The sequence below is a fragment of the Alphaproteobacteria bacterium HT1-32 genome (assembly GCA_009649675.1).
Classification (GTDB): Bacteria; Pseudomonadota; Alphaproteobacteria; order Rhodospirillales; family HT1-32; genus HT1-32.
In genome coordinates this window covers 571,134-590,044 of the sequence record WJPL01000003.1, presented here as the reverse complement: position 1 = coordinate 590,044, position 18,911 = coordinate 571,134, and the positions used below count along the sequence as shown (strand labels likewise).

The 18,911-nt window shown below is 56.4% G+C and carries 19 protein-coding genes and 1 tRNA gene; 10 read left to right on the top strand and 10 right to left on the bottom strand.

Going from position 1 to position 18,911, the window contains the following annotated elements; genetic code table 11:
• The first annotated feature begins 4 nt into the window (after positions 1–4).
• The 6 genes from GH722_18175 (at position 5) to GH722_18150 (ending at position 6,036) form a co-directional block, all read left to right on the top strand.
• Complete coding sequence (locus tag GH722_18175; GenBank protein MRG73695.1) at positions 5–1,300, top strand: homoserine dehydrogenase; 1,296 nt, start codon at positions 5–7, stop codon at positions 1,298–1,300.
• Between the two features lie 69 nt (positions 1,301–1,369).
• Positions 1,370–2,338 carry a class II fructose-bisphosphatase gene (gene glpX, locus GH722_18170; GenBank protein MRG73694.1) on the top strand — a complete coding sequence of 323 codons (969 nt, stop codon included), beginning with the start codon at positions 1,370–1,372 and terminating at the stop codon, positions 2,336–2,338.
• Entirely contained in the window at positions 2,338–4,134 is a 1,797-nt protein-coding gene (gene recJ / locus GH722_18165) for a single-stranded-DNA-specific exonuclease RecJ (protein MRG73693.1), read from the top strand. Before glpX ends, recJ begins: the two co-directional genes overlap by 1 nt.
• Before the next feature lie 60 nt (positions 4,135–4,194).
• Positions 4,195–4,270, top strand: a tRNA-Glu gene (locus GH722_18160).
• Positions 4,271–4,390: 120 nt separating this feature from the next.
• Complete coding sequence (locus GH722_18155) at positions 4,391–5,338, top strand: rhodanese-related sulfurtransferase (GenBank protein ID MRG73692.1); 948 nt, start codon at positions 4,391–4,393, stop codon at positions 5,336–5,338.
• Positions 5,338–6,036 (top strand): glutathione S-transferase, encoded by a 699-nt coding sequence (locus GH722_18150; protein MRG73691.1) that lies wholly within the window; start codon positions 5,338–5,340, stop codon positions 6,034–6,036. The genes GH722_18155 and GH722_18150 overlap by 1 nt, the downstream gene beginning before the upstream one ends.
• On the opposite strand, the gene GH722_18145 is transcribed toward GH722_18150, so the two are convergent.
• The 5 genes from GH722_18145 to GH722_18125 form a co-directional block, all read right to left on the bottom strand.
• Positions 6,033–7,226 carry a hypothetical protein gene (locus GH722_18145; protein ID MRG73690.1) on the bottom strand — a complete coding sequence of 398 codons (1,194 nt, stop codon included), beginning with the start codon at positions 7,224–7,226 and terminating at the stop codon, positions 6,033–6,035. The two genes, GH722_18150 and GH722_18145, sit on opposite strands and share 4 nt — an antisense overlap.
• Positions 7,223–8,452: a hypothetical protein gene (locus tag GH722_18140; GenBank protein MRG73689.1), complete on the bottom strand. Its 1,230-nt coding sequence runs from the start codon at positions 8,450–8,452 to the stop codon at positions 7,223–7,225. Before GH722_18140 ends, GH722_18145 begins: the two co-directional genes overlap by 4 nt.
• An 84-nt stretch (positions 8,453–8,536) precedes the next feature.
• Positions 8,537–9,940, bottom strand: a complete 1,404-nt coding sequence (locus GH722_18135; GenBank protein MRG73688.1) for a tetratricopeptide repeat protein — start codon at positions 9,938–9,940, stop codon at positions 8,537–8,539.
• A gap of 133 nt (positions 9,941–10,073) precedes the next feature.
• Positions 10,074–11,225: a methyl-accepting chemotaxis protein gene (locus GH722_18130; GenBank protein ID MRG73687.1), complete on the bottom strand. Its 1,152-nt coding sequence runs from the start codon at positions 11,223–11,225 to the stop codon at positions 10,074–10,076.
• Between the two features lie 11 nt (positions 11,226–11,236).
• Positions 11,237–11,761 carry a PAS domain-containing protein gene (locus tag GH722_18125; GenBank protein ID MRG73686.1) on the bottom strand — a complete coding sequence of 175 codons (525 nt, stop codon included), beginning with the start codon at positions 11,759–11,761 and terminating at the stop codon, positions 11,237–11,239.
• 131 nt (positions 11,762–11,892) lie between these two features.
• Between GH722_18125 and GH722_18120 the strand changes: the two genes are divergently transcribed.
• Both GH722_18120 and GH722_18115 read left to right on the top strand, forming a co-directional pair.
• On the top strand, positions 11,893–12,279 hold the full coding sequence (locus GH722_18120) for a hypothetical protein (GenBank protein ID MRG73685.1): 387 nt from the start codon (positions 11,893–11,895) through the stop codon (positions 12,277–12,279).
• An 88-nt stretch (positions 12,280–12,367) separates the two neighbouring features.
• On the top strand, positions 12,368–12,943 hold the full coding sequence (locus tag GH722_18115) for a nitroreductase (GenBank protein ID MRG73684.1): 576 nt from the start codon (positions 12,368–12,370) through the stop codon (positions 12,941–12,943).
• Here GH722_18115 and GH722_18110 read toward each other — a convergent pair whose 3' ends face one another.
• Complete coding sequence (locus tag GH722_18110) at positions 12,944–13,738, bottom strand: 2-(1,2-epoxy-1,2-dihydrophenyl)acetyl-CoA isomerase (GenBank protein MRG73683.1); 795 nt, start codon at positions 13,736–13,738, stop codon at positions 12,944–12,946.
• Positions 13,739–13,866: 128 nt separating this feature from the next.
• On the opposite strand from GH722_18110, the gene GH722_18105 reads away from it, so the two are divergent.
• Positions 13,867–14,466: a phenylacetic acid degradation protein PaaY gene (locus GH722_18105; protein ID MRG73682.1), complete on the top strand. Its 600-nt coding sequence runs from the start codon at positions 13,867–13,869 to the stop codon at positions 14,464–14,466.
• Positions 14,467–14,470: 4 nt separating this feature from the next.
• Here GH722_18105 and GH722_18100 read toward each other — a convergent pair whose 3' ends face one another.
• Positions 14,471–15,004 carry a helix-turn-helix domain-containing protein gene (locus tag GH722_18100; GenBank protein ID MRG73681.1) on the bottom strand — a complete coding sequence of 178 codons (534 nt, stop codon included), beginning with the start codon at positions 15,002–15,004 and terminating at the stop codon, positions 14,471–14,473.
• A 119-nt stretch (positions 15,005–15,123) separates the two neighbouring features.
• On the bottom strand, positions 15,124–15,897 hold the full coding sequence (locus tag GH722_18095; GenBank protein MRG73680.1) for an SDR family oxidoreductase: 774 nt from the start codon (positions 15,895–15,897) through the stop codon (positions 15,124–15,126).
• A 72-nt stretch (positions 15,898–15,969) separates the two neighbouring features.
• Here GH722_18095 and GH722_18090 point away from each other — a divergent pair, with 72 nt between their 5' ends.
• Complete coding sequence (locus GH722_18090; GenBank protein ID MRG73679.1) at positions 15,970–16,995, top strand: TauD/TfdA family dioxygenase; 1,026 nt, start codon at positions 15,970–15,972, stop codon at positions 16,993–16,995.
• A gap of 163 nt (positions 16,996–17,158) precedes the next feature.
• Here GH722_18090 and GH722_18085 read toward each other — a convergent pair whose 3' ends face one another.
• Positions 17,159–17,932: a DUF2437 domain-containing protein gene (locus GH722_18085; protein MRG73678.1), complete on the bottom strand. Its 774-nt coding sequence runs from the start codon at positions 17,930–17,932 to the stop codon at positions 17,159–17,161.
• A 226-nt stretch (positions 17,933–18,158) separates the two neighbouring features.
• Complete coding sequence (locus GH722_18080) at positions 18,159–18,905, bottom strand: ATP-binding cassette domain-containing protein (GenBank protein MRG73677.1); 747 nt, start codon at positions 18,903–18,905, stop codon at positions 18,159–18,161.
• Positions 18,906–18,911: the final 6 nt, after the last annotated feature.

Here is an 18,911-nt window from a genome sequence, read left to right as displayed (position 1 = left end):
AAATATGTCAGACCAACCCTGTAAAGTCGCCGTCGCCGGCCTTGGAACCGTCGGTGCGGAGACCGTCCGGCTGATTGCGACAAATCAGGATCTGCTGTCGGCGCGTGCCGGCCGCAAGATTGTTGTCACAGCCGTTTCCGCCCGCGACCGTAGCCGGGACAGGAGGATTGACCTTACAGGGGTGACCTGGTTCGACGATGCCGCTGAAATGGCGACGCAGGCTGATGCGGACATTATCGTTGAGGTTATTGGCGGTGAAACGGGCATGGCCCGTGATGTCATTGATAATGCCATTGCCGCAGGACGTTCCGTGGTGACGGCGAACAAGGCATTGCTGGCTCATCACGGAATGGACATTGCGGCGGCGGCAGAAGCCGCAAAATGCAGTCTGGCCTATGAAGCGGCAGTTGCCGGCGGTATTCCGATCATCAAGGCGCTGCGTGAAGGGCTGGCGGCAAACCGTCACAGCCGGGTGACGGGCATTCTGAACGGTACCTGCAATTATATCCTGACGGAAATGCGCGAAACCGGCGCGTTGTTCGATGATGTCCTCGCCGATGCGCAGGCAAAGGGTTATGCCGAACTGGACCCGACATTTGATATCGACGGTATTGATGCCGCGCACAAGCTGGCTCTGCTGGCCAGCCTCGCATTCGGCGTTCGCCTGAACTTTGATGCGGTCTACACGGATGGTATCCGCCATGTATCACCGACCGATATCGCATTTGCGGAAGAACTCGGCTACCGGATCAAGCTGCTGGGAACGGCAAAGCTGACCGATGCGGGGCTGGAGCAGCGGGTTCATCCCTGCATGGTGCCGAAGGAAGCACCAATTGCTCATGTCGAGGATGTCTTCAACGCTGTTGTGGTGGAAGGCGATTTTGTCGGACAGACACTTTATGAAGGCCGTGGCGCAGGTGGTGGCCCGACGGCGTCTGCCATTGTTGCGGATATTGTGGATATTGCGGCTGGCCGCACAACGCCGGCTTTTGGCGCGCCGGCTGACCATCTTCGCGATATCCAGCCCGCTCCCATGGATGAGCATATCTGTAGTTATTACGTTCGCCTGTCGGTGGTGGACAAAGCCGGTGTTGTTGCTGAAATCGCTGCTATTTTGCGCGATATGGAGGTTTCAATTTCCAACCTCATGCAACGCGCCCGTGACCCCGGGGAGCCGGTGCCGCTGGTGCTGACCACCCATGAAACACGGGAAGCAGCAATGGTTGAGGCGATGCGCCGTATCAGTGCTCTGGACGTTTGTGTGGAAGAACCACGCATGATTCGTATTGAAACCCTGTAATTGAGTCTACAATCGTGGCCGAGTCGTCAATTGGCCGCCGTCTGTTAAGGAAATGTCATGACTACAAAGATGGATCGTAATCTCGCTCTTGAAGTGGTGCGGGTTACTGAAGCTGCTGCGCTTGCCGCATCGAAACTGATGGGTCGGGGAGACGAGAAAGCTGCCGATCAGGCTGCGGTGGACGCCATGCGTTCGGCGCTCAACGGACTGCAGATCGACGGCACCGTCGTTATCGGTGAGGGCGAGCGCGATGAAGCGCCAATGCTGTATATCGGTGAGAAGGTCGGTGCCGGTGGCCCGAAAATCGATATCGCGCTGGACCCGCTGGAGGGCACGACCATTACGGCCAAAGGTGGCGCGAATGCGCTGGCTGTGATTGCCATGGCGGAAGAGGGCGGGTTCCTCAATTCACCGGATACCTATATGGACAAGATCGCCGTTGGCGGTGGTCTGCCGGATGGCATTGTCGATCTCGACGAAGATATCGCCGTGAATGTCAAAAACCTGGCGAAAGCCAAGAAAATGGACATCTCTGATCTGGTGGTCTGTGTTCTCGACCGTCCCCGGCATGAAGAATATATCCGCAAGATCCGTGAAGCGGGTGCCCGCATCAGCCTGATTACCGATGGTGATGTCGCGGGCGTTATCGCCACAGCGACGCCAAGCACCGGCATTGATCTTTATGTCGGTACCGGCGGCGCACCGGAAGGTGTTCTGGCAGCCGCAGCCTTGCGCTGCATTGGTGGTCAGATGCAGGGTCGTCTGGTTTTCCGCAATGACGATGAAAAGGCTCGTGCCGCCCGCTGTGGCATCACGGACCTCGGTCGCAAATATGACCTGCTGGACCTTGCGAAAGGTGATGTGATGTTCGCAACAACCGGTGTGACACCGGGTTCGATGTTGCAGGGCGTGCGCCGCATTCCGGGCGGGGCCACCACCCATTCGCTGGTGATGCGGTCCAAAACCGGCACGGTTCGTTACATCGAATCGCACCACAATTTTGAGCGCAAGAGCGGGTTCGACCCCGATACGAAATAATGGACGGCGGCGGGGCATTCGCGGGTGTTTCCCGCTCGCTGACCGGGCGGAAATGGACTTTCGCCCCGGTTGACGAACGCCTCGCCATTGCGCTGAGTCAGCGCCAGAGCATCCCGGATGTCGTCGGGCGGGTGCTGGCGGCTCGCGGTGTCGGGCTGGATGATGCCAGCGAATATCTTGATCCCCGGCTGCGCTCACTGCTGCCGGACCCGGGTTCCCTGATCGATATGGAACGTGCGGCGTCGCGTATTGTTGCGGCGGTTCGCGATGGTGAGCAGATTGCCATTTTCGGTGATTATGACGTTGATGGCGCAACCTCATCGGCCCTGCTGCACCGGTTTCTGGCGTCTGTCGGCGGAAAGGTCAGCGTTTATATCCCTGACCGGGTGGCTGAGGGCTACGGGCCAAATACACCGGCATTACAACGATTGCAGCGCGACGGCGCGAAGGTGGTCATCACCGTCGATTGCGGGGCAACAGCCTATGAACCGCTGGCGGCAGCGACAGCAGCCGGGCTTGATGTACTTGTTGTCGATCATCATGCGATGGAAGCGACCACGCCGGATGCCTATGCGGTGGTTAATCCCAACCGTCTGGATGAGACCTGTCGTGAAGACCTGAAACTGCTGGCAGCGGTCGGTGTCGCCTTTCTGATGGCGATTGCGGTAAACCGGAAACTGCGTGACGCGGGCTGGTACAGGGACCGTCCGGAACCGAATCTGCTGAACAGTCTTGATATTGTGGCCCTTGGTACGGTCTGCGATGTGGTGCCGCTGACCGGCCTCAACCGGGCACTGGTGGCGCAGGGACTGAAGGTACTGGCCCAGCGTCGGAATACCGGTATCGCAGCACTGGCAGATGTCGCCAAGCTGGACCAGAAACCTGCTGCCTGGCATCTGGGCTTTCTGCTTGGTCCCCGGGTGAATGCCGGGGGACGGGTTGGCGAATCCGGACTTGGTACCCGCCTGCTGTCGTCAGACAACGCAGCCGAGGCAGCTGACCTTGCGGGACGGCTTGATGCTTTCAATACAGAGCGGCGGATGATTGAGGACGAGGTTCTGACACAGGCGATTGAACAGGTCGATGAGGGCCGGGGCTTTGGCAAACGTGTTGTGATTGCTGCGGGTGAGGGATGGCATCCCGGTGTTATCGGCATTGTCGCTTCCCGTCTGAAAGACCGCTACAATCGTCCGGCCTGCGTCATTGCCCTCGACAAGGGTGAGGGGAAGGGGTCGGGGCGCTCCATGAGCGGCTTTGATCTCGGTGCTGCCGTCATTGCGGCCCGCCAGAGCGGGCTTTTACTCGGCGGCGGCGGTCATAAGATGGCGGCCGGTTTTTCTGTCGCCGAATCGGCCATACCGGAACTTGCCGGGTTTCTGGATGAGCGTGTTGAAGAACTGCTCGACGGTCAGGAACTGGTCCCCGAACTGCGCCTTGATGGTATTCTGCGCCCGTCGGCCTGTCAGACCGACCTGGTCGATGCGCTCGCGGCAATGGAACCGTTCGGTGCCGGCAATCCGGAACCGCGTTTCATGCTGGCAGATGTCCAGATTGCCTATTCAAAGGCGGTTGGTCAGGATCAGAATCATGTTTCCTGCCGGATACAGGGACAGGGGGGCGGGCCGCAGATCTCAGCAATCGCTTTCCGGGCGATGGAAACCGACATTGGTCCCGCACTTCTGGGCCGCCGGCCGGGTGCCCTGCATATGGCCGGACGGGTTCGTGCGGACTGGTGGAACGGTGAACGACGGGTGCAGTTGATGATCGATGATGTGGCTTCGTCAGAAAGTGCATAATTTTTATTTTTGACCGCTTGATTTCATCCGCGGCCACGGTTACATAGGCCCTCCTCTAGCGACCCCTTCGTCTAGTGGTTTAGGACACCGCCCTTTCACGGCGGCGACACGGGTTCAAATCCCGTAGGGGTCGCCATTTTATCTCTCCCCACATTTTGTCATAAAACTGCCCTTCGGGCAGTCCTGTTCGCCTGTTCAACCATTTGCTCAGGGCCTCATATATTGACGGATAGGGAAACAAACCCTTTGATGCGGCATGACTGACATTATCGTTTCGGCTTTCTACCATTTCACCCGCTTTGATGATCCTTCGGCCCTGCGAGAGCCGCTTGCAGCCGCTCTGCGTGAGCATGAACTGCGTGGCACTGTTCTGCTTGCGGGAGAAGGGGTGAATGGCACGATCGCGGGTTCCCGAAGCGGAATTGATGCGGCGATGGCAACTTTACGGGCACTTCCCGGCTGTCTGGCGCTGGAACATAAGGAATCGACAGCAGAGACCATGCCATTCTATCGGCTGAAGGTTCGGCTGAAGAAGGAAATTGTGGCGCTTGGCGTTCCGGATATTGATCCGGTACGGGAAGTCGGCACCTATGTTGACCCTCTGGACTGGAACGACCTGATCGCTGATCCGGATGTCGTCGTCATCGACACACGAAATGACTATGAGGTGGAAATCGGCAGTTTTGATGGTGCCATCAACCCCAAGACACCAACCTTTCGAGATTTTCCGAAATGGTTTGAGGATCACCGGACAGAACTGGAAAGCAAAAAGGTTGCGATGTTCTGTACCGGGGGGATTCGCTGTGAGAAGGCGACATCATTCCTGAAACATCACGGGGTTGAGGATGTCTATCACCTGAAAGGTGGGATTCTGAAATATCTGGAGGCGGTGCCGGAAACGGAAAGCCGCTGGCGGGGGGAATGCTTTGTCTTTGATCACCGGGTGGCCGTTGGTCACGGTCTGGAGATCGGTGAGCATGAGCTCTGTCATGCCTGTCGCCGTCCGCTCAGCAAGGCCGACCGGGACTCAGCCAGTTATGTTCCCGGCGTTTCCTGCGGCTATTGCATTGATGAACGCAGTGAAGAGCAGCGGAAACGTTATGCAGAGCGTCAGGCACAGGTTGAAATGGCAGAAAACCGGGGTGAAGCGCATGTCGGCGCCGAATTCAGCAAGGCCGGGAAGTTGCCGGACGAGGTGTCCTGATGCCCGGCGCATTACCGGTTCTCTATTCCTTTCGCCGTTGTCCCTATGCCATGCGGGCGCGGATGGCGATTGCCGTCAGTGGCCAGACCTGCGCCCTTCGGGAAGTGGTGCTGCGAAACAAGCCGCCGGAGATGCTTGAGGCTTCACCGAAAGGCACTGTGCCGGTACTGGTTCTGCCTGATGGCCGGGTGATCGAAGAGAGCGAGGAGATCATGAAATGGGCGCTGGATCGTCATGACCCGGAAGGATGGCTGCCTGCTCCCGGCATGGCAGATGAGATGGCGGAGTTGATTGCGACAAGCGACAGCAACTTCAAGCATCATCTGGATCGCTACAAATATCCCGGACGTTACGAGAATGTCGACCCCGTCCATCATCGTTTGGAAGGGGTGACATTTCTGGAGACTCTGGAATCCCGGCTGAACCGGTCGGATTTTCTGTTTGGCGACAGGTTCTCAATGGCTGATGCGGCGATTGCGCCCTTCGTCCGCCAGTTTGCGCATGTCGACAAGGACTGGTTCGACGGGCTGGCTTTGCCAAAAGTTCAGAAATGGCTTCAGGATGTGCTGAATTCAGACCTTTTCGCGACCGTCATGCAGAAATACCCGGCATGGCAGACGGATGAGGAAGAACCGTTCTTCCCCGGCGAGACCAGCCCGGCTGGTCGTAATGAAGCGGATAAAAGGTCTGGCTGCTAAAGCTTCCCGAATCTGCAGGCGGCATCGAATCCGAGCCAGTCAGTTCCCAGTGATGTCCGGTTCAGGGCGACTGTGATCATTTTTGTCTGCCAGCCTGTGCGCTGGCCGGCATTCAGAATGGCAGCCGTGTTGGGGTGATCCGGGAAGCGATGCATGTAAGGAATCATCCAGGCCAGAGCGCCGTCCAGACTGCCAAGATAAGGATTACTCCAGTTTTTATCCGGTCCCGGTGCGACATTTGCCCGGGCATAGGGAAAGACGACAGCAGGGTCGTCTACCGCCTTCAGCATGAAGTGGACAGCGTTGTGAATGGTTGATGTCTGGGTCGGCGACTTTGACCAGAGGTCAATTCCCTGAACATCAGCCATGACAGCAATTGACGCCAGCGCATTCAGAATTCGTCCCTGATAGAAAATGGCCCTTGCACCGCGTCTTGTCTCAATCGGCATGCTGCCGTCCTCACGCATGGTACGCAGTGAAATGAACCATTGTTCAATGCCATGTCTGAAGGCCTCAGGACTGTTCCACTGCGCACCAAAGGCCATCCAGGCGGCAGCAGAAGCAGCCGCATGATTATGCGCGGCCTTCGGGGCGTTGTTCATTCCCGCCTCCCGGTAGAATGTACCATCCCGCATCATGTGAGAGGCTTGGGTGAGCAGATGACTCATCCAGGTTTTGACTCGCAAATCCGTCGCATCATCCGAGAAGCCGCGTGCCCGGGCGATGGAATAGGCACCGATGAAAGGGCGGGCGACATACAGGTTCACGGTCAGTGTGTCGTTCCAGAACTGGCCGTCATCTGCCGCTGTCCGGTTGACGATGGAGGCATTTGCATCAGCCCAGCTGGCAGCCATTTGGACAACGGACCGGCATTGCTGGTCATCGTTTCCGAGGCAGCCTGTTCCCATCCGTATAATGGCGTGGGATGCCTTGATATAGCGGTCATCCAGTCCGTAACCGGCAGGTGCCTGAACGGAAATTATGGGGTCTTCAGGGGTTGCGGATCGCAGGCAGCGTGCAGCCAGTGCGTTCCGGTTGTCTCTGATGGTTGTTGCGGGGATGAAAACACTCCCCGGTCTGGAGATAGCCGGGTTTTCCAGGACTTCTGGCATCTGCCGGGGAATATGTGTCTGACACCCGGTGATGAGCAGACAGGTGGCGACAGTTACTGTTCTGGATATCAGTCTCATGAGGAACTATCTCCGGAACCGGATTTCTGGCCATTCAGATCCGTAACACGATAACGGACGGTACAACGTTGTCGTACCTGTCCGGCGATATAGTGGTTCAGGCGGGCGGCTGAGCCGTGATGATCTTCGGTATAAATGCTGCTGACCGGCTTTGAGGGGCGATCACCGAAAGCCGCCTCTATCGCAACAGGCAGATCGTCTGCCGTCACGACAGGCGCAAGGTTGCGGTAATGCAGATCCGGCAGCAGCAGATGCTGGCGGACTTTCTCGGTCTGCGGGGTTTGCAGCACCAGCATCGGTTTGCCGGTTAGGTGAAAGTCATCCATCAGGGATGAATAGTCGGAGATCAGCAGATCGAAATCGCGCAGGGCAGGATAGATATCGTCGAGGGCGGCGATGAGATGCAGTCCGGGGGCAAGGGAACGTGATGCCGGCGCGATCGCGGCTTCAAACGGATGTGGCTTGATGAAAATAGTGACACCGGATGTCTCATGCGCTTCCCGGAATTTGTCGAGCAGCCAGCTTTCCCGCCAGGCCGGTGTGCCGACACGGGTGTGAGAGGGACAATAGAGGATATTCCGGCCGCCGCTGACTTTCAGTTGGTCTGGAATGCGGAAGGCCCCCAGACAGTCTTGTTCTGTCGGTTCGCGAAACAGCACCTCGTTTCGGGGATAGCCGTCCCGCAATACTTCGGTGGCGCCGAAGGCTTCGGCAAAGCGGTCGTCATAACGGGCTGCCGGGGACAGGACGGCGTCTATGCTGCTGGCACCATACAGCTGATAGGTCAGCCGCGGATTCAGAAGTGGGGCGAGATCTGTGACCTGCAGGTCCTGCGGTCCGGCGAATACGCCATGCCAGAGCTGCAGCCGGAAGGCCCCTTCAACAGATGCCCGGATATGCGGATCAGCAAAGACATCGTTGGGATTGATGCAAAACACCGCAACCGCCGCTTTCAGGAGGATACGCAAAGCCTCCTTCGGCGGACTATCCAGCAACAGTACGGGCAGGGACTGCGTTGCCAGAAGACTGGCAATGGCGGTATCGGCGGTCACCCAGAGCGGATCAAACCCGTAGTCACCGGCGACAGCGTCGAGATAGAGATATTTGGCATTGTCCGAGAAGGCACCGTCCCGTCCGAAAAACAGGACGACCGGACTTTTCCGTTTTCGCAGGCTGATCCGTTCGAGGTGACGGAGAATGTCGCTGGCGTAAGGATTTTCGGTCATGCCCGGAATACGTGATGTTCAGGGCCATCAGCATAGGTTCACGCATTTCCGATCACAACCGGCTCTGTGTGAGGTGAGGCGGGCTTATTCCCCCATCAGGGACTGGGCACGGGCCTGTGCGCGGTCCCGCTCGCAGGTTTTGCCAAGACCGGCAAACGCCCGCGATACATAGGTCCAGTTCTGCGGGCTGGAGGGTTTCAGGGCGCAGCGTTCATTTGCCAGCGCCAGCGCCAGTTCAAAGCGCCGGGCGCGCAGGGCGGCTTCCAGCAGGGTCCAGCCGATGATATCGCGCTGTGCCCGGCTGCCGCCAAGCCGCCAGGTACGATAGCGGACCGGGAGCAGACGGTCGACGCAATCACCATATCTTTCATGATGGAAATCCTGCATGGCGAGGCAAAATGGCAGGCCGATTTCGCGACTCATGGCAGCGTTCGCGTCGCTGGCATTCTCCAGATATCGCTCGTTCGCGGTCAGCAGCGCATGTTGTGCATCGGTGCGGTCGTCGGAGACAAAGGCCATCATCGCGTGAACGTCGTTGAAGGCGTAAAGCGTATCGATGGCAGAAGGTTCCCACTTCTCGGCCAGTTGCCGCCAGCGCGAACCGGTATCGACATCAAGCAGCCGCAACCGCCAGAGCAGGGCAGAAGCATCCAGCTCTTCATATTTGTCGCCGTCATGTTCCTGAGAGCGCAGATGGGCGTCATAGATGTTCAGGGCACGGTCTGTCTGGCCGATATCGATATGAAACAGCGATGTATGCCACCACAGATGGTTGGCAAAATTGGAGTCGCCCCAGTAGCGCTGGTAATCTGCCATGAACCGGATACCGCCATGCTGACGACCCTGCATTTCCATCACATGGGCGACGGCATGAACGGAATAGGGATTGTCCGGTCGGATGGCGAGTGCCTGGCGGGCCAGTTCCTCTGCCCGGTGATAATCGCCGTTTTCCTCCAGACCAAAGGCATAGAAACCAAGCACGAATTCATAACCGGGCAAGGATTCGTCCCACAGGGAAAAAACCCGGGCAACGGTGTCGCGCTGGCCATCCGTATCACCAAGCAGAACATGGCTGAGATGGGCTTGCTGGAGGGCCATGAGGTCGAGTGGCCAATGGGTCAGAATGTCTTCCCACACCTGTACGGCCCGGTGAAAATCGCCGTCAATCCAGTGTTTTATGGCGGTGAGATGTCCGAGTTCCCGTTCATTGGCATTTCCGGCCAGCTGACTGGCCCGGTTCCAGGCAGCCACCATGTCGTCATATATCCGGGTTTCCATTGCCTGGGTCAGCCAGGCCGCCTTGAACAGGTGGCCCATGATGAAGTCGGGATGGGAATCCAGTACCTGGTCGATCTCGGCGATGGCATCACCACGAAAGGAGAGGGCGCAGATCAGAGCCTTTTCAAGTCCGTCGAGGGCAGCGGCATTCTGACAGGAGACGGGAACACCACGACAGTCGGCAGGTGCCGTGTAGGCAGGAGGATCAATCAGCAAGGGAAGTCTCCGTTATCAGGACGATTACGGAGACTAACGCATTACCGGGCCAGAGGTTGCTAAACTCGGTTCACGGTTTGGCGATAACGTCGTGTTCGCTGAGATTCCGATCAGCGGGAGACCCGGGTCAGGTTATTTTCCGGACTTCAGCGAGGAATTTTTCAACCTCGATGCTGAGGACTTCTCCCTGTCGCGACAGCTCGGTTGAGGCGCTGAGGATATCGCCGGCTGCATTGCCGGTTTCAATCGCAGCCGCCGTCACGTTCTGTATGCTGCTGGTAACTTCGGATGTCCCTGCGGATGCCTGCTCTACATTTGCGGCAATTTCGTTTGTGGCGTCACGTTGCTGGTTCATGGCATCGGTAATGCCCAGACTGTTTTCCTTGATCTTGCCAATGATCTCGTTGATTTCATTAACAGCGGTCACTGTTTCCTGTGTCGCCGACGTCATGGCGCCAATACGGTCGCGAATCTGGTCCGTGGCTCTGGCTGTCTGTTTCGCCAGATCCTTTACTTCGGAGGCGACAACGGCAAAGCCCTTGCCGGCTTCACCGGCACGGGCTGCTTCAATGGTGGCGTTAAGGGCAAGAAGATTTGTCTTTTCGGCAATATCTTCGATCAGTGTCAGGACTTCGCTGATCTCTCCTGCGGCGGCTGATGTCTGTTTGATCCGTTCTGAAGCATTCCCGGCATTGGTCACAGCTGCTTCGGCGATAGACGCAGAACTGCCGACCTGACGGCTGATTTCGGTAATGGAAGATGACAGTTCTTCGGCAGCGGCTGCAACGGTCTGGACATTGACCGATGCTTCTTCAGCCGCGGCGGCAACCGTTGTTGCCTGATGGCTGGTACTGTCTGCGGTTGTGTTCATGGTTTCGGCAGAACTGCGCAGCTCTGTGGCTGCGGATGAAATCGTTGATACGACTTCGCCTACGGTTGTCTCGAACCCGCCTACAATTTTCGAGAAGTTCTGAACCCGTTCCTCTACGTTCATGGTGGCGGCATTGATAACCTCGGCTGCTGCCAGAAAGTCTCCGACCATGCCGGTTGTTGATATACGCCGGTAATATTTGTTGTGCTGAACATGTTCCATGGTTGCCGCCGCTTCGCGAACAAAGGCATCTGTTCTGTCAATCAGACGGTTGATCGCATGGACCAGTTCGAGCGATTTGCCTGTCGATTTGCTGTTGGTGATACGGGCGTTGAAATCTCCGTTGGCAACGGCCTTGCAGACCGCGAGGATCTCATCAATTTCATTTTTGCCTGATGCAATATACATTTTGGATCTCTTTATGCCGCTTGTTGTATACGGGCGATGAATTCGTCGTAGCTCTGGTTTTTTCCCTGGAGAAAGTCCGTGAGCAGTTTTTCGGAGGCAGCCATTCCGTCTTTGCGGTTGGGCATACTGTCTTCCAGTTTCTGCATTTTCCGGTACATCGGAATAATCGTATCCTGAATGATCTGCCGGTCGGGTACGCGACGGTTTGAATGATATCCGTTGATTTCACCCTTGTTGTCTCGGCTTGGTGTGACATGGGCAAGAACCCAGTAATAGTCTCCGAACTTTGTCTGATTGACGACATAGGCGAAGATTTCCCTGCCGGAACTGATTGAGTCCCAGAGCAGTTTGAATATCGCGCGGGGCATCTCGGGGTGACGGATAACGCTGTGCGGTTGCCCGAGAACTTCGGCTTCCTTGTAATCGGCTATCGACAGGAAGATATCGTTCGCATAGGTCAGACGACCCTTGAGGTCTGTCTTGCTGACAATGATATCATCTTTGTCGAAAAAACGTTCGTTTCCTGATGTACTCATGACCTTCTGCCTCCCCGTATCTGATGTCGGAATAACCTTAATCAAATTGCGGTTGTCGTTATATAAGTGAAAGTGCGTAGTTTTATATCCGGCTGGCCTTTAGTACTTCTAAGGTTCGAAAGGGCAGGCAAATGCAATACAAGATACCCGATAGTTTTCTTATCGGCGTTGAGTCAATCGACGCAGAGCACCAGACGATTCTGAGCGAGATTGGCGACATCAAGCAGAGCTTTCAGTCCGGTAGTTCGGATAATCTTCATCTGTCGCTCTCCAGAATTGGGAGAATGCTGAAAGAACATTTCCGGAATGAAGAGATATTCATGCAAAAGATCGGTTATCCGGAGGCTGAGGCTCATGCCAAAGAGCATGAGGAGCTGTTGCACCGGATCGAGGAGGGACGCAGGATGAAACCACCGGATATCGGCAAGGAACTCCGTTCACTGCTTGACGTAGTCTTCCGCGATATGGGGAAGTCTGATTTGTATTTACGTGAATTTCTCGAGTCCGGCGAGGCATGATCTTGCGAATTGCTCGCATTGGGGCTTGAAGATTACGCGTTGAGTCAGCAGTTATCAGTCTCTGTGATTTCTGTTCCCGGAGAGCCCTGTGTCTGAACACTATGATTTCCTTATGTCCCGCCGCTCGGTGCTTGCCCGTATGATGGATGAACCGGGACCGGACCCCGAAACGCTGGATAAGATCCTGACGGCAGGTTTGCGGGTGCCGGATCATGGGAAACTGTTTCCCTGGCGCTACATTGTCATTGCAGATGATGCCCGCGCCGTTCTGGGGGAGAAGCTGGAAGATGTCTTCAGACGAAAGAATGAAGGCTGTCGGGATCAGCAGCTGGTGATTGAGCGAACCCGGCTGCTGCGGGCGCCGGTTGTCGTCGCCGTGGTCTCAAAAGCAGACCCGACGCATCCCAAGGTACCGGAGTGGGAACAGGTTCTGTCATCCGGTGCAGTCTGTATGAATATTCTGAATGCGGCCCACGCACTGGGTTATGCCGCGCAGTGGCTGACCGAATGGTATGCCTATGACGCGGATTTCCTGAAGATTGTCGGGCTGGCTCCGGATGAAAAGCTGGCCGGCTATATTTATATTGGCAGTGCAACAGACAAGCCGGATGAACGCCCGAGAGCGACGGTTGCTGATGTCCGGTCAGACTGGCAGCCTGCCTGATTATTCTCCTTTGAAGACAGGCTCCCGTTTGCCGAGGAAGGCGCGGACACCTTCCCGGTAATCGTGGGTGCGGCCAAGGCGTTGCTGGGTGTCGCGTTCCAGATCAAGCTGTTCGTCCAGACTGTGTGAAGCCGCGGCGGTAATCAGCTGTTTAATGGCCGCAAGGCCGGCGGTTGGCTGTGTCGCCAGACGTGCAGCAAGTTTGCGGGCTTCCGGCATCAGGGCGTCGTCCTCGACAACTTTCCAGATCAGGCCGATCCGTTCTGCTTCTTCTGCGCTGACAGGCTCGCCCAGCATGGCCATTGCCATGGCTTTTGCCCGCCCGGCCAGATTGGGCAGCAACCAGGTACCACCGCCGTCCGGCACCAGGCCGATACGACAGAATGCCTGAATGAATTTCGCGGACCGGGCAGCCATCACCAGATCACCGCCGAGTGCGAGATTGGCACCGGCACCGGCTGCTACCCCGTTAACGGCTGAAATGACCGGCATTTCCAGAGCGCGAATCGTCCGGACCAGCGGGTTGTAAAGGGTTTCCAGCGTATGACCCAGATCAGGGGGCGGTGCATCGTCATCTCCCATCACCCGGTCATTCAGATCCTGTCCGGCGCAAAACCCCCGGCCGGCACCGGTCAGGATCATCGCACGGTTGGCTTTGTTAGAGGCAACTTTGTCCAGTGCTTCCCGGATTTCAGCATGCATGACACCGGTAAAGGCATTCAGCCGTTCCGGCCGGTTCAGGGTCAGGACGGCGTAGCCATCATTTTCTTCATACTGGATGGTCTCGAAACTCATGGTGCCGTCTCCGGTTTATCGGGAAGGGGAGGTGGCCTGGTCGTCGGCGTTGCCACCGGGATGAGGCTGGATTATGCAATGACTGCCCGCCCGGTCAATGCAGGCCCGGCAGCCCCCAGTGAGAGGACATGATAATGGCCCGTATTTATGCCATCGAAGATCTGATACCGGTTGTCGATCCGACAGCTTTTGTTCATCCGACAGCCGTGCTGATCGGTGATGTGATTGTCGGACCTGACTGTTATGTCGGTCCGGGGGCAAGCCTGCGGGGTGACTTCGGACGGATCATTCTCGAATCAGGAAGCAATCTGCAGGATAACTGCGTCATGCATGGCTTTCCCGGCACGGACACCCTGATCGAGATCGACGGGCATATCGGACATGGTGCAGTTCTGCATGGCTGTACCGTCAGACGCAATGCGCTGGTCGGGATGAACGCCGTGGTCATGGACGGGGCAATCATTGGCGAGAACGCTTTTGTCGCCGCCATGGCCTTTGTGAAGGCCGGCTTTGAGGTTCCCGCCAATTCCCTTGCGGCCGGGCTGCCGGCGAAGGTGATCAGAACTCTTGCTGAGGGTGAGATCGCCTGGAAGGTAAAAGGCACCGATGAGTACAAGGAACTCACCCGGCGATGTCATTCAACACTGAGAGAGACCGAACCTTTGTCTGAACCTCAGCCAGACAGGCCGCGTTACCGCAGCGATGTCCGGCCGAAGTCCGAAAGCTAGGTCGTCAGGCTTTCGCCGCTTTTGATTTGCGCTTCGTCTTCGCAGCTTTGAGGGCTTTTTCTTCAGCCGACAGCAGTTGCGTCAGATTGGTGAACTGTTCGCGCATCTCGGTGGTCGGGAATTTATAAAACGCCCTGACCAGTTCCAGGGTTTCCCGGCGCAGCATCGGATTGCGTGTTTCTTCCACTTCCGGATCGGTCTCACGATCCATGATCTGCCGCGGGCTTGACGCCGCAACGTCATCGGACATGCCTTCAAAGAAGTAGGAGATGTCTGTATCCAGAACCGTGGCCATTTCAAAAAGGCGCGACGCACCCATTCGATTGGCACCACTTTCATATTTCTGAACCTGCTGGAATGTCAGACCAATGGAGTCGGCAAGCGACGTCTGGCTCATGCCAAGAAGCGTCCTGCGTTCGCGAAGTCTTCCTCCGACATGAACATCAACCGGATTGGGTTTTCCTGATGCTGTCCGTCCGCGAATTCTGCCACGTCCGGTTTCAGCAACGACTTTCTCAGCCGATTTTTTATTTTTCATGATCAAATTCCAATAACCGTAAAATGACACCCTCTCCACACCTAATACATTTGTAGGACTTTTGAAGGTGATGGCAACTCTGGATACAGGAAAACAGCCATAAATGTGGTGAATACCTATCAAGGAACCGTGAGCGCACCGCCATTACAATGCAGGCTCTGACCGGTAATATAGCTGGCCGCGGGGCCGCTCAGAAACCGAACTAACCCAGCAATATCCTGTGGTTGTCCAAGCCGGCCGAGGGGAATGTCGATGGTGCCGTCATGCGGTTTCTTCTTTGGTGATCCGTCAGCATTCACTGTTTCGATCTGGCCTACCATGATCGTGTTGGCACGGATGTTTTCTTCTGCCAGATCAAGCGCAAGGTTGCGAATCAGGCCGGAAACAGCGGATTTGGCAGCCGTGACATGGGACCGGTGTATCAGGCCGGTAAAGGATGTCATGCCACCCATGGCAATGATCGAACCTCCGCCCCGCTTTGCAAGTTCCGGCCAGCCGGCCTTGGCCAGATGGAACAGCCCTCCGAGCGCGATATCGACGGTGCGGGAAAACAGATCCCAATCCAGATCCTGAAACCGGCAGGCACTGCGGTCTGCGGCATTAGAGACGAGAATATCGATACCTCCGAACAGTTCTGCGGTTTCCGTCACCAGTCCGGTAACAGCAGCCGGGTCCGTGACATCGGCCAGACGATATTCGGCCTGTCCGCCAAGAGCGCGAATCATCTCGACGGTTTCCTGGCAATGATCTGCGGAGGTTTTTGCATGCACCATCACCGAGGCACCGGCCCGTGCCAGTTCAAGGGCGCTGGCGCGGCCGATATTTCGGGCGCTGCCTGTGACAATGGCAACTTTGCCTGCAAGTTCCTTCATTCCATCGATATCATCAGCCATCTTGTCGTTTCCTTCAGATTGTCGTTATAATGTCCGAACAAATCACCAGCCCTCACAAACGGGACGATAAATATGCACGCTGTACTCACCAAACCTTATACGGCTTCAAGCGTATGGACAGCAGATGAACTGCGTCAGGACAAGGACTGGGTTTATCTTCTGTCCGAATCAGAGATCAGGGAAATTGAAACAGCGACAGAGGCCGTTCTGGCCTCCGGTAAGGGAGCTTACGAATTTGATGAGACGGATTTTCCGCTGCCGGTGTTCGGTGCGAAAATGCGGCAGTTTCAGGATAATCTGGAACAGGGTCGAGGTATTCTGCTGATCCGGGGGCTGCAGGTTGATGATTATGACGACCGTTTTGCCTATGCGCTTTACTGGGGGCTTGCCTGTCATCTCGGGGTTCCGATTACCCAGAATGCAAAAGGCCATCGCATTGGCGAAGTGAAAGATCACGGTCGCGATTACTATTCAAAGAATGTCCGGGGATACACGACCAACAACGGCATCAAGGCGCATTGCGACAGTTCCGATATTGTTGGCCTGTTATGCATGCATCCCTCGAAAACCGGGGGTGAGAGTATCGTCGCCAGTTCCGGTGCCATCTTCAACCGTCTGCTGGAAACCCACCCGGAAATGCTGGAGACCCTGTTCAGGGGCTTTCATTATGATCTTCGTGGCGAGGGGGCAACAGGTGACCCGGAAGAGGTAACCAATCACCGGGTGCCTGTTTTCAGTTACTATCAGGGCCTGCTGAGTTGCCGGTTCAATGAACGCAGCATCGTCGACGGTATGGCGAAGGCGGGCATGCCACTTTCAGGGCTGGATCTCGAAGCAGTCAAAACGGTTGGGCAGATTGCCCTTTCCGACGGCATTCGGTTCGATATGGACTTCAAGCGCGGTGATATTCAGTTGCTGAACAACCATAGCGTCCTTCACGCGCGCACTGACTTTGAAGATTATGACGATCCCCGGAAGAAGCGCCGTCTGTTGCGCCTGTGGCTCAACCTGCATCATGGACGGCCTCTGGAGGCACAGTTTGCAGAACGCCTGAATACCGGCCCGCGTGGCGGCGTCGCGGTCATGCCCGGTGCCTGACTGACGGCGATCCGGGGAAGATTACAACTGCGCTCTGACGCGCCTCTCTGTCTCATAGAAGCTGTGTTCCGCATTCCGGGGCGGCCAAAGACCGGCAACCCCGGAATGCGGATTCCGGAACGACAGGAGGATGTTTGCAGCTGTCCCTGAAACCGGGAGCGATCTAGGATTCCGCGACGACCCGGTTTTGCAGCACGCCGATACCGGCAATCTCAATCTCTACACTGTCACCGGGGCTGATTGGCCCGACCCCTTCCGGGGTGCCGGTCAGGATAACATCACCGGGCAGCAGGGTAATTGCGGCGCTGATATCGGCAATGATCTGCGGGACGGTGAAGATGAAGTCAGATGTATTGGAATCCTGACGGATTTCACCATTCACGCGGCAACGAATGTCCAGGCCAGACGGGTCAAGCTCGGTCTCGATGACAGGACCGAGAGGGCAGAAGCTGTCATAACCCTTGCAGATCAGCAGGGCACCAGATGCCATTTCCGCTTTCTGGATGACACGTTCACTGACATCGTTGGCTGCGGTATAGCCAAAGACATGATCCAGTGCCGATTCCACAGGAATACGGCGCCCGGCGGTGCCGATGATAACGGCGAGTTCTGCTTCGTGATGAACGATTTCAGCTTCATGCGGATATTCGATAATGCTGTCCGGACCGACAACCGTGGTTGAGGGTTTGGTGAACAGCATGGGCCGGGTCGGCAGGTCGAGCTTCATTTCTGCCGCATGCGCCCGGTAATTCAGGCCAACACAGAAAATCCGCTGTGGCGCCACCGGAGCCAGTAATTTCACAACCGCCAGAGGTACCGGGTTGCCGACCATGCCCATCCCGAACCAGGGAGCGTCGGGGAGCGGGTGAATATGGTCTCCGTCAAGGACACCAAACTGAGGGGCTGAATCGCCATCCTGAAATCTTACGGTCTGCATGCTTCTTCCGATGTAGCCATGGCACTGAACATTGAAACGCAAAAGGGTACCAGTGCCGTCAATACCGCCTTGCCATAATTGAGTGTACCACTGCCAAACAGCAGATCACCCTGGTTGATCAGAACCAGGGTGGGGCCGACGACAGCTGCGATACAAATCGCCCGACGGACCATTGGGCCCGTCGGGCGGCGTAGTTTCATTCCCATATTTACCAGTCAGACCAGAATTAGTGACCCAGAATCTGGCTCAGGAAGAGTTTCGTGCGATCATTTTGCGGGTTGTTGAAGAACTCTTCCGGGTTGTTCTCTTCAACGATTTCCCCGGCATCCATGAAGATCACCCGGTCGGCGACCTTTCGTGCGAAGCCCATTTCATGGGTCACACAAAGCATCGTCATGCCTTCTTCAGCCAGCGACACCATGGTGTCGAGAACTTCGGAGATCATTTCCGGATCGAGTGCGGATGTCGGCTCATCAAACAGCATGATGCGCGGGTTCATGCAAAGCGAGCGGGCAATGGCCACACGCTGTTGCTGACCACCGGAAAGCTGGCCCGGATATTTATGAGCCTGCTCGGGGATCTTGACCCGGGTCAGATACTTCATCGCGACTTCTTCCGCTTCCTTTTTCGGCATCTTGCGGACCCAGATCGGGGCGAGGGTGCAGTTCTGCAGAATGGTCAGATGCGGAAACAGGTTGAAGTGCTGGAACACCATGCCGACTTCACGACGGATTTCGTCGATCTTCTTCAGGTCGTTTGTCAGCTCATTGCCATCGACAATGATCTGGCCTTCCTGATGTTCTTCCAGCCGGTTGATACAGCGGATCATGGTGGATTTACCTGATCCGGACGGTCCGCAGATCACGATACGCTCACCGCGTGCCACCTGCAGGTTGATATCCTTGAGCACGTGGAACTGACCGTACCACTTGTTCATGTCTTTCAGTTCGATAGCCAGATTTTCATTAGCCATATGTCA

Coding starts and splice junctions, on each gene's coding strand:
- GH722_18175 (MRG73695.1), top strand. CDS start 5: ATGTCAGACCAACCCTGTAAAGTCGCCGTCGCCGGCCTTGGAACCGTC.
- glpX (MRG73694.1), top strand. CDS start 1,370: ATGGATCGTAATCTCGCTCTTGAAGTGGTGCGGGTTACTGAAGCTGCT.
- recJ (MRG73693.1), top strand. CDS start 2,338: ATGGACGGCGGCGGGGCATTCGCGGGTGTTTCCCGCTCGCTGACCGGG.
- GH722_18155 (MRG73692.1), top strand. CDS start 4,391: ATGACTGACATTATCGTTTCGGCTTTCTACCATTTCACCCGCTTTGAT.
- GH722_18150 (MRG73691.1), top strand. CDS start 5,338: ATGCCCGGCGCATTACCGGTTCTCTATTCCTTTCGCCGTTGTCCCTAT.
- GH722_18145 (MRG73690.1), bottom strand. CDS start 7,226: ATGAGACTGATATCCAGAACAGTAACTGTCGCCACCTGTCTGCTCATC.
- GH722_18140 (MRG73689.1), bottom strand. CDS start 8,452: ATGACCGAAAATCCTTACGCCAGCGACATTCTCCGTCACCTCGAACGG.
- GH722_18130 (MRG73687.1), bottom strand. CDS start 11,225: ATGTATATTGCATCAGGCAAAAATGAAATTGATGAGATCCTCGCGGTC.
- GH722_18125 (MRG73686.1), bottom strand. CDS start 11,761: ATGAGTACATCAGGAAACGAACGTTTTTTCGACAAAGATGATATCATT.
- GH722_18120 (MRG73685.1), top strand. CDS start 11,893: ATGCAATACAAGATACCCGATAGTTTTCTTATCGGCGTTGAGTCAATC.
- GH722_18110 (MRG73683.1), bottom strand. CDS start 13,738: ATGAGTTTCGAGACCATCCAGTATGAAGAAAATGATGGCTACGCCGTC.
- GH722_18105 (MRG73682.1), top strand. CDS start 13,867: ATGATAATGGCCCGTATTTATGCCATCGAAGATCTGATACCGGTTGTC.
- GH722_18100 (MRG73681.1), bottom strand. CDS start 15,004: ATGAAAAATAAAAAATCGGCTGAGAAAGTCGTTGCTGAAACCGGACGT.
- GH722_18095 (MRG73680.1), bottom strand. CDS start 15,897: ATGGCTGATGATATCGATGGAATGAAGGAACTTGCAGGCAAAGTTGCC.
- GH722_18090 (MRG73679.1), top strand. CDS start 15,970: ATGCACGCTGTACTCACCAAACCTTATACGGCTTCAAGCGTATGGACA.
- GH722_18085 (MRG73678.1), bottom strand. CDS start 17,932: ATGCAGACCGTAAGATTTCAGGATGGCGATTCAGCCCCTCAGTTTGGT.
- GH722_18080 (MRG73677.1), bottom strand. CDS start 18,905: ATGGCTAATGAAAATCTGGCTATCGAACTGAAAGACATGAACAAGTGG.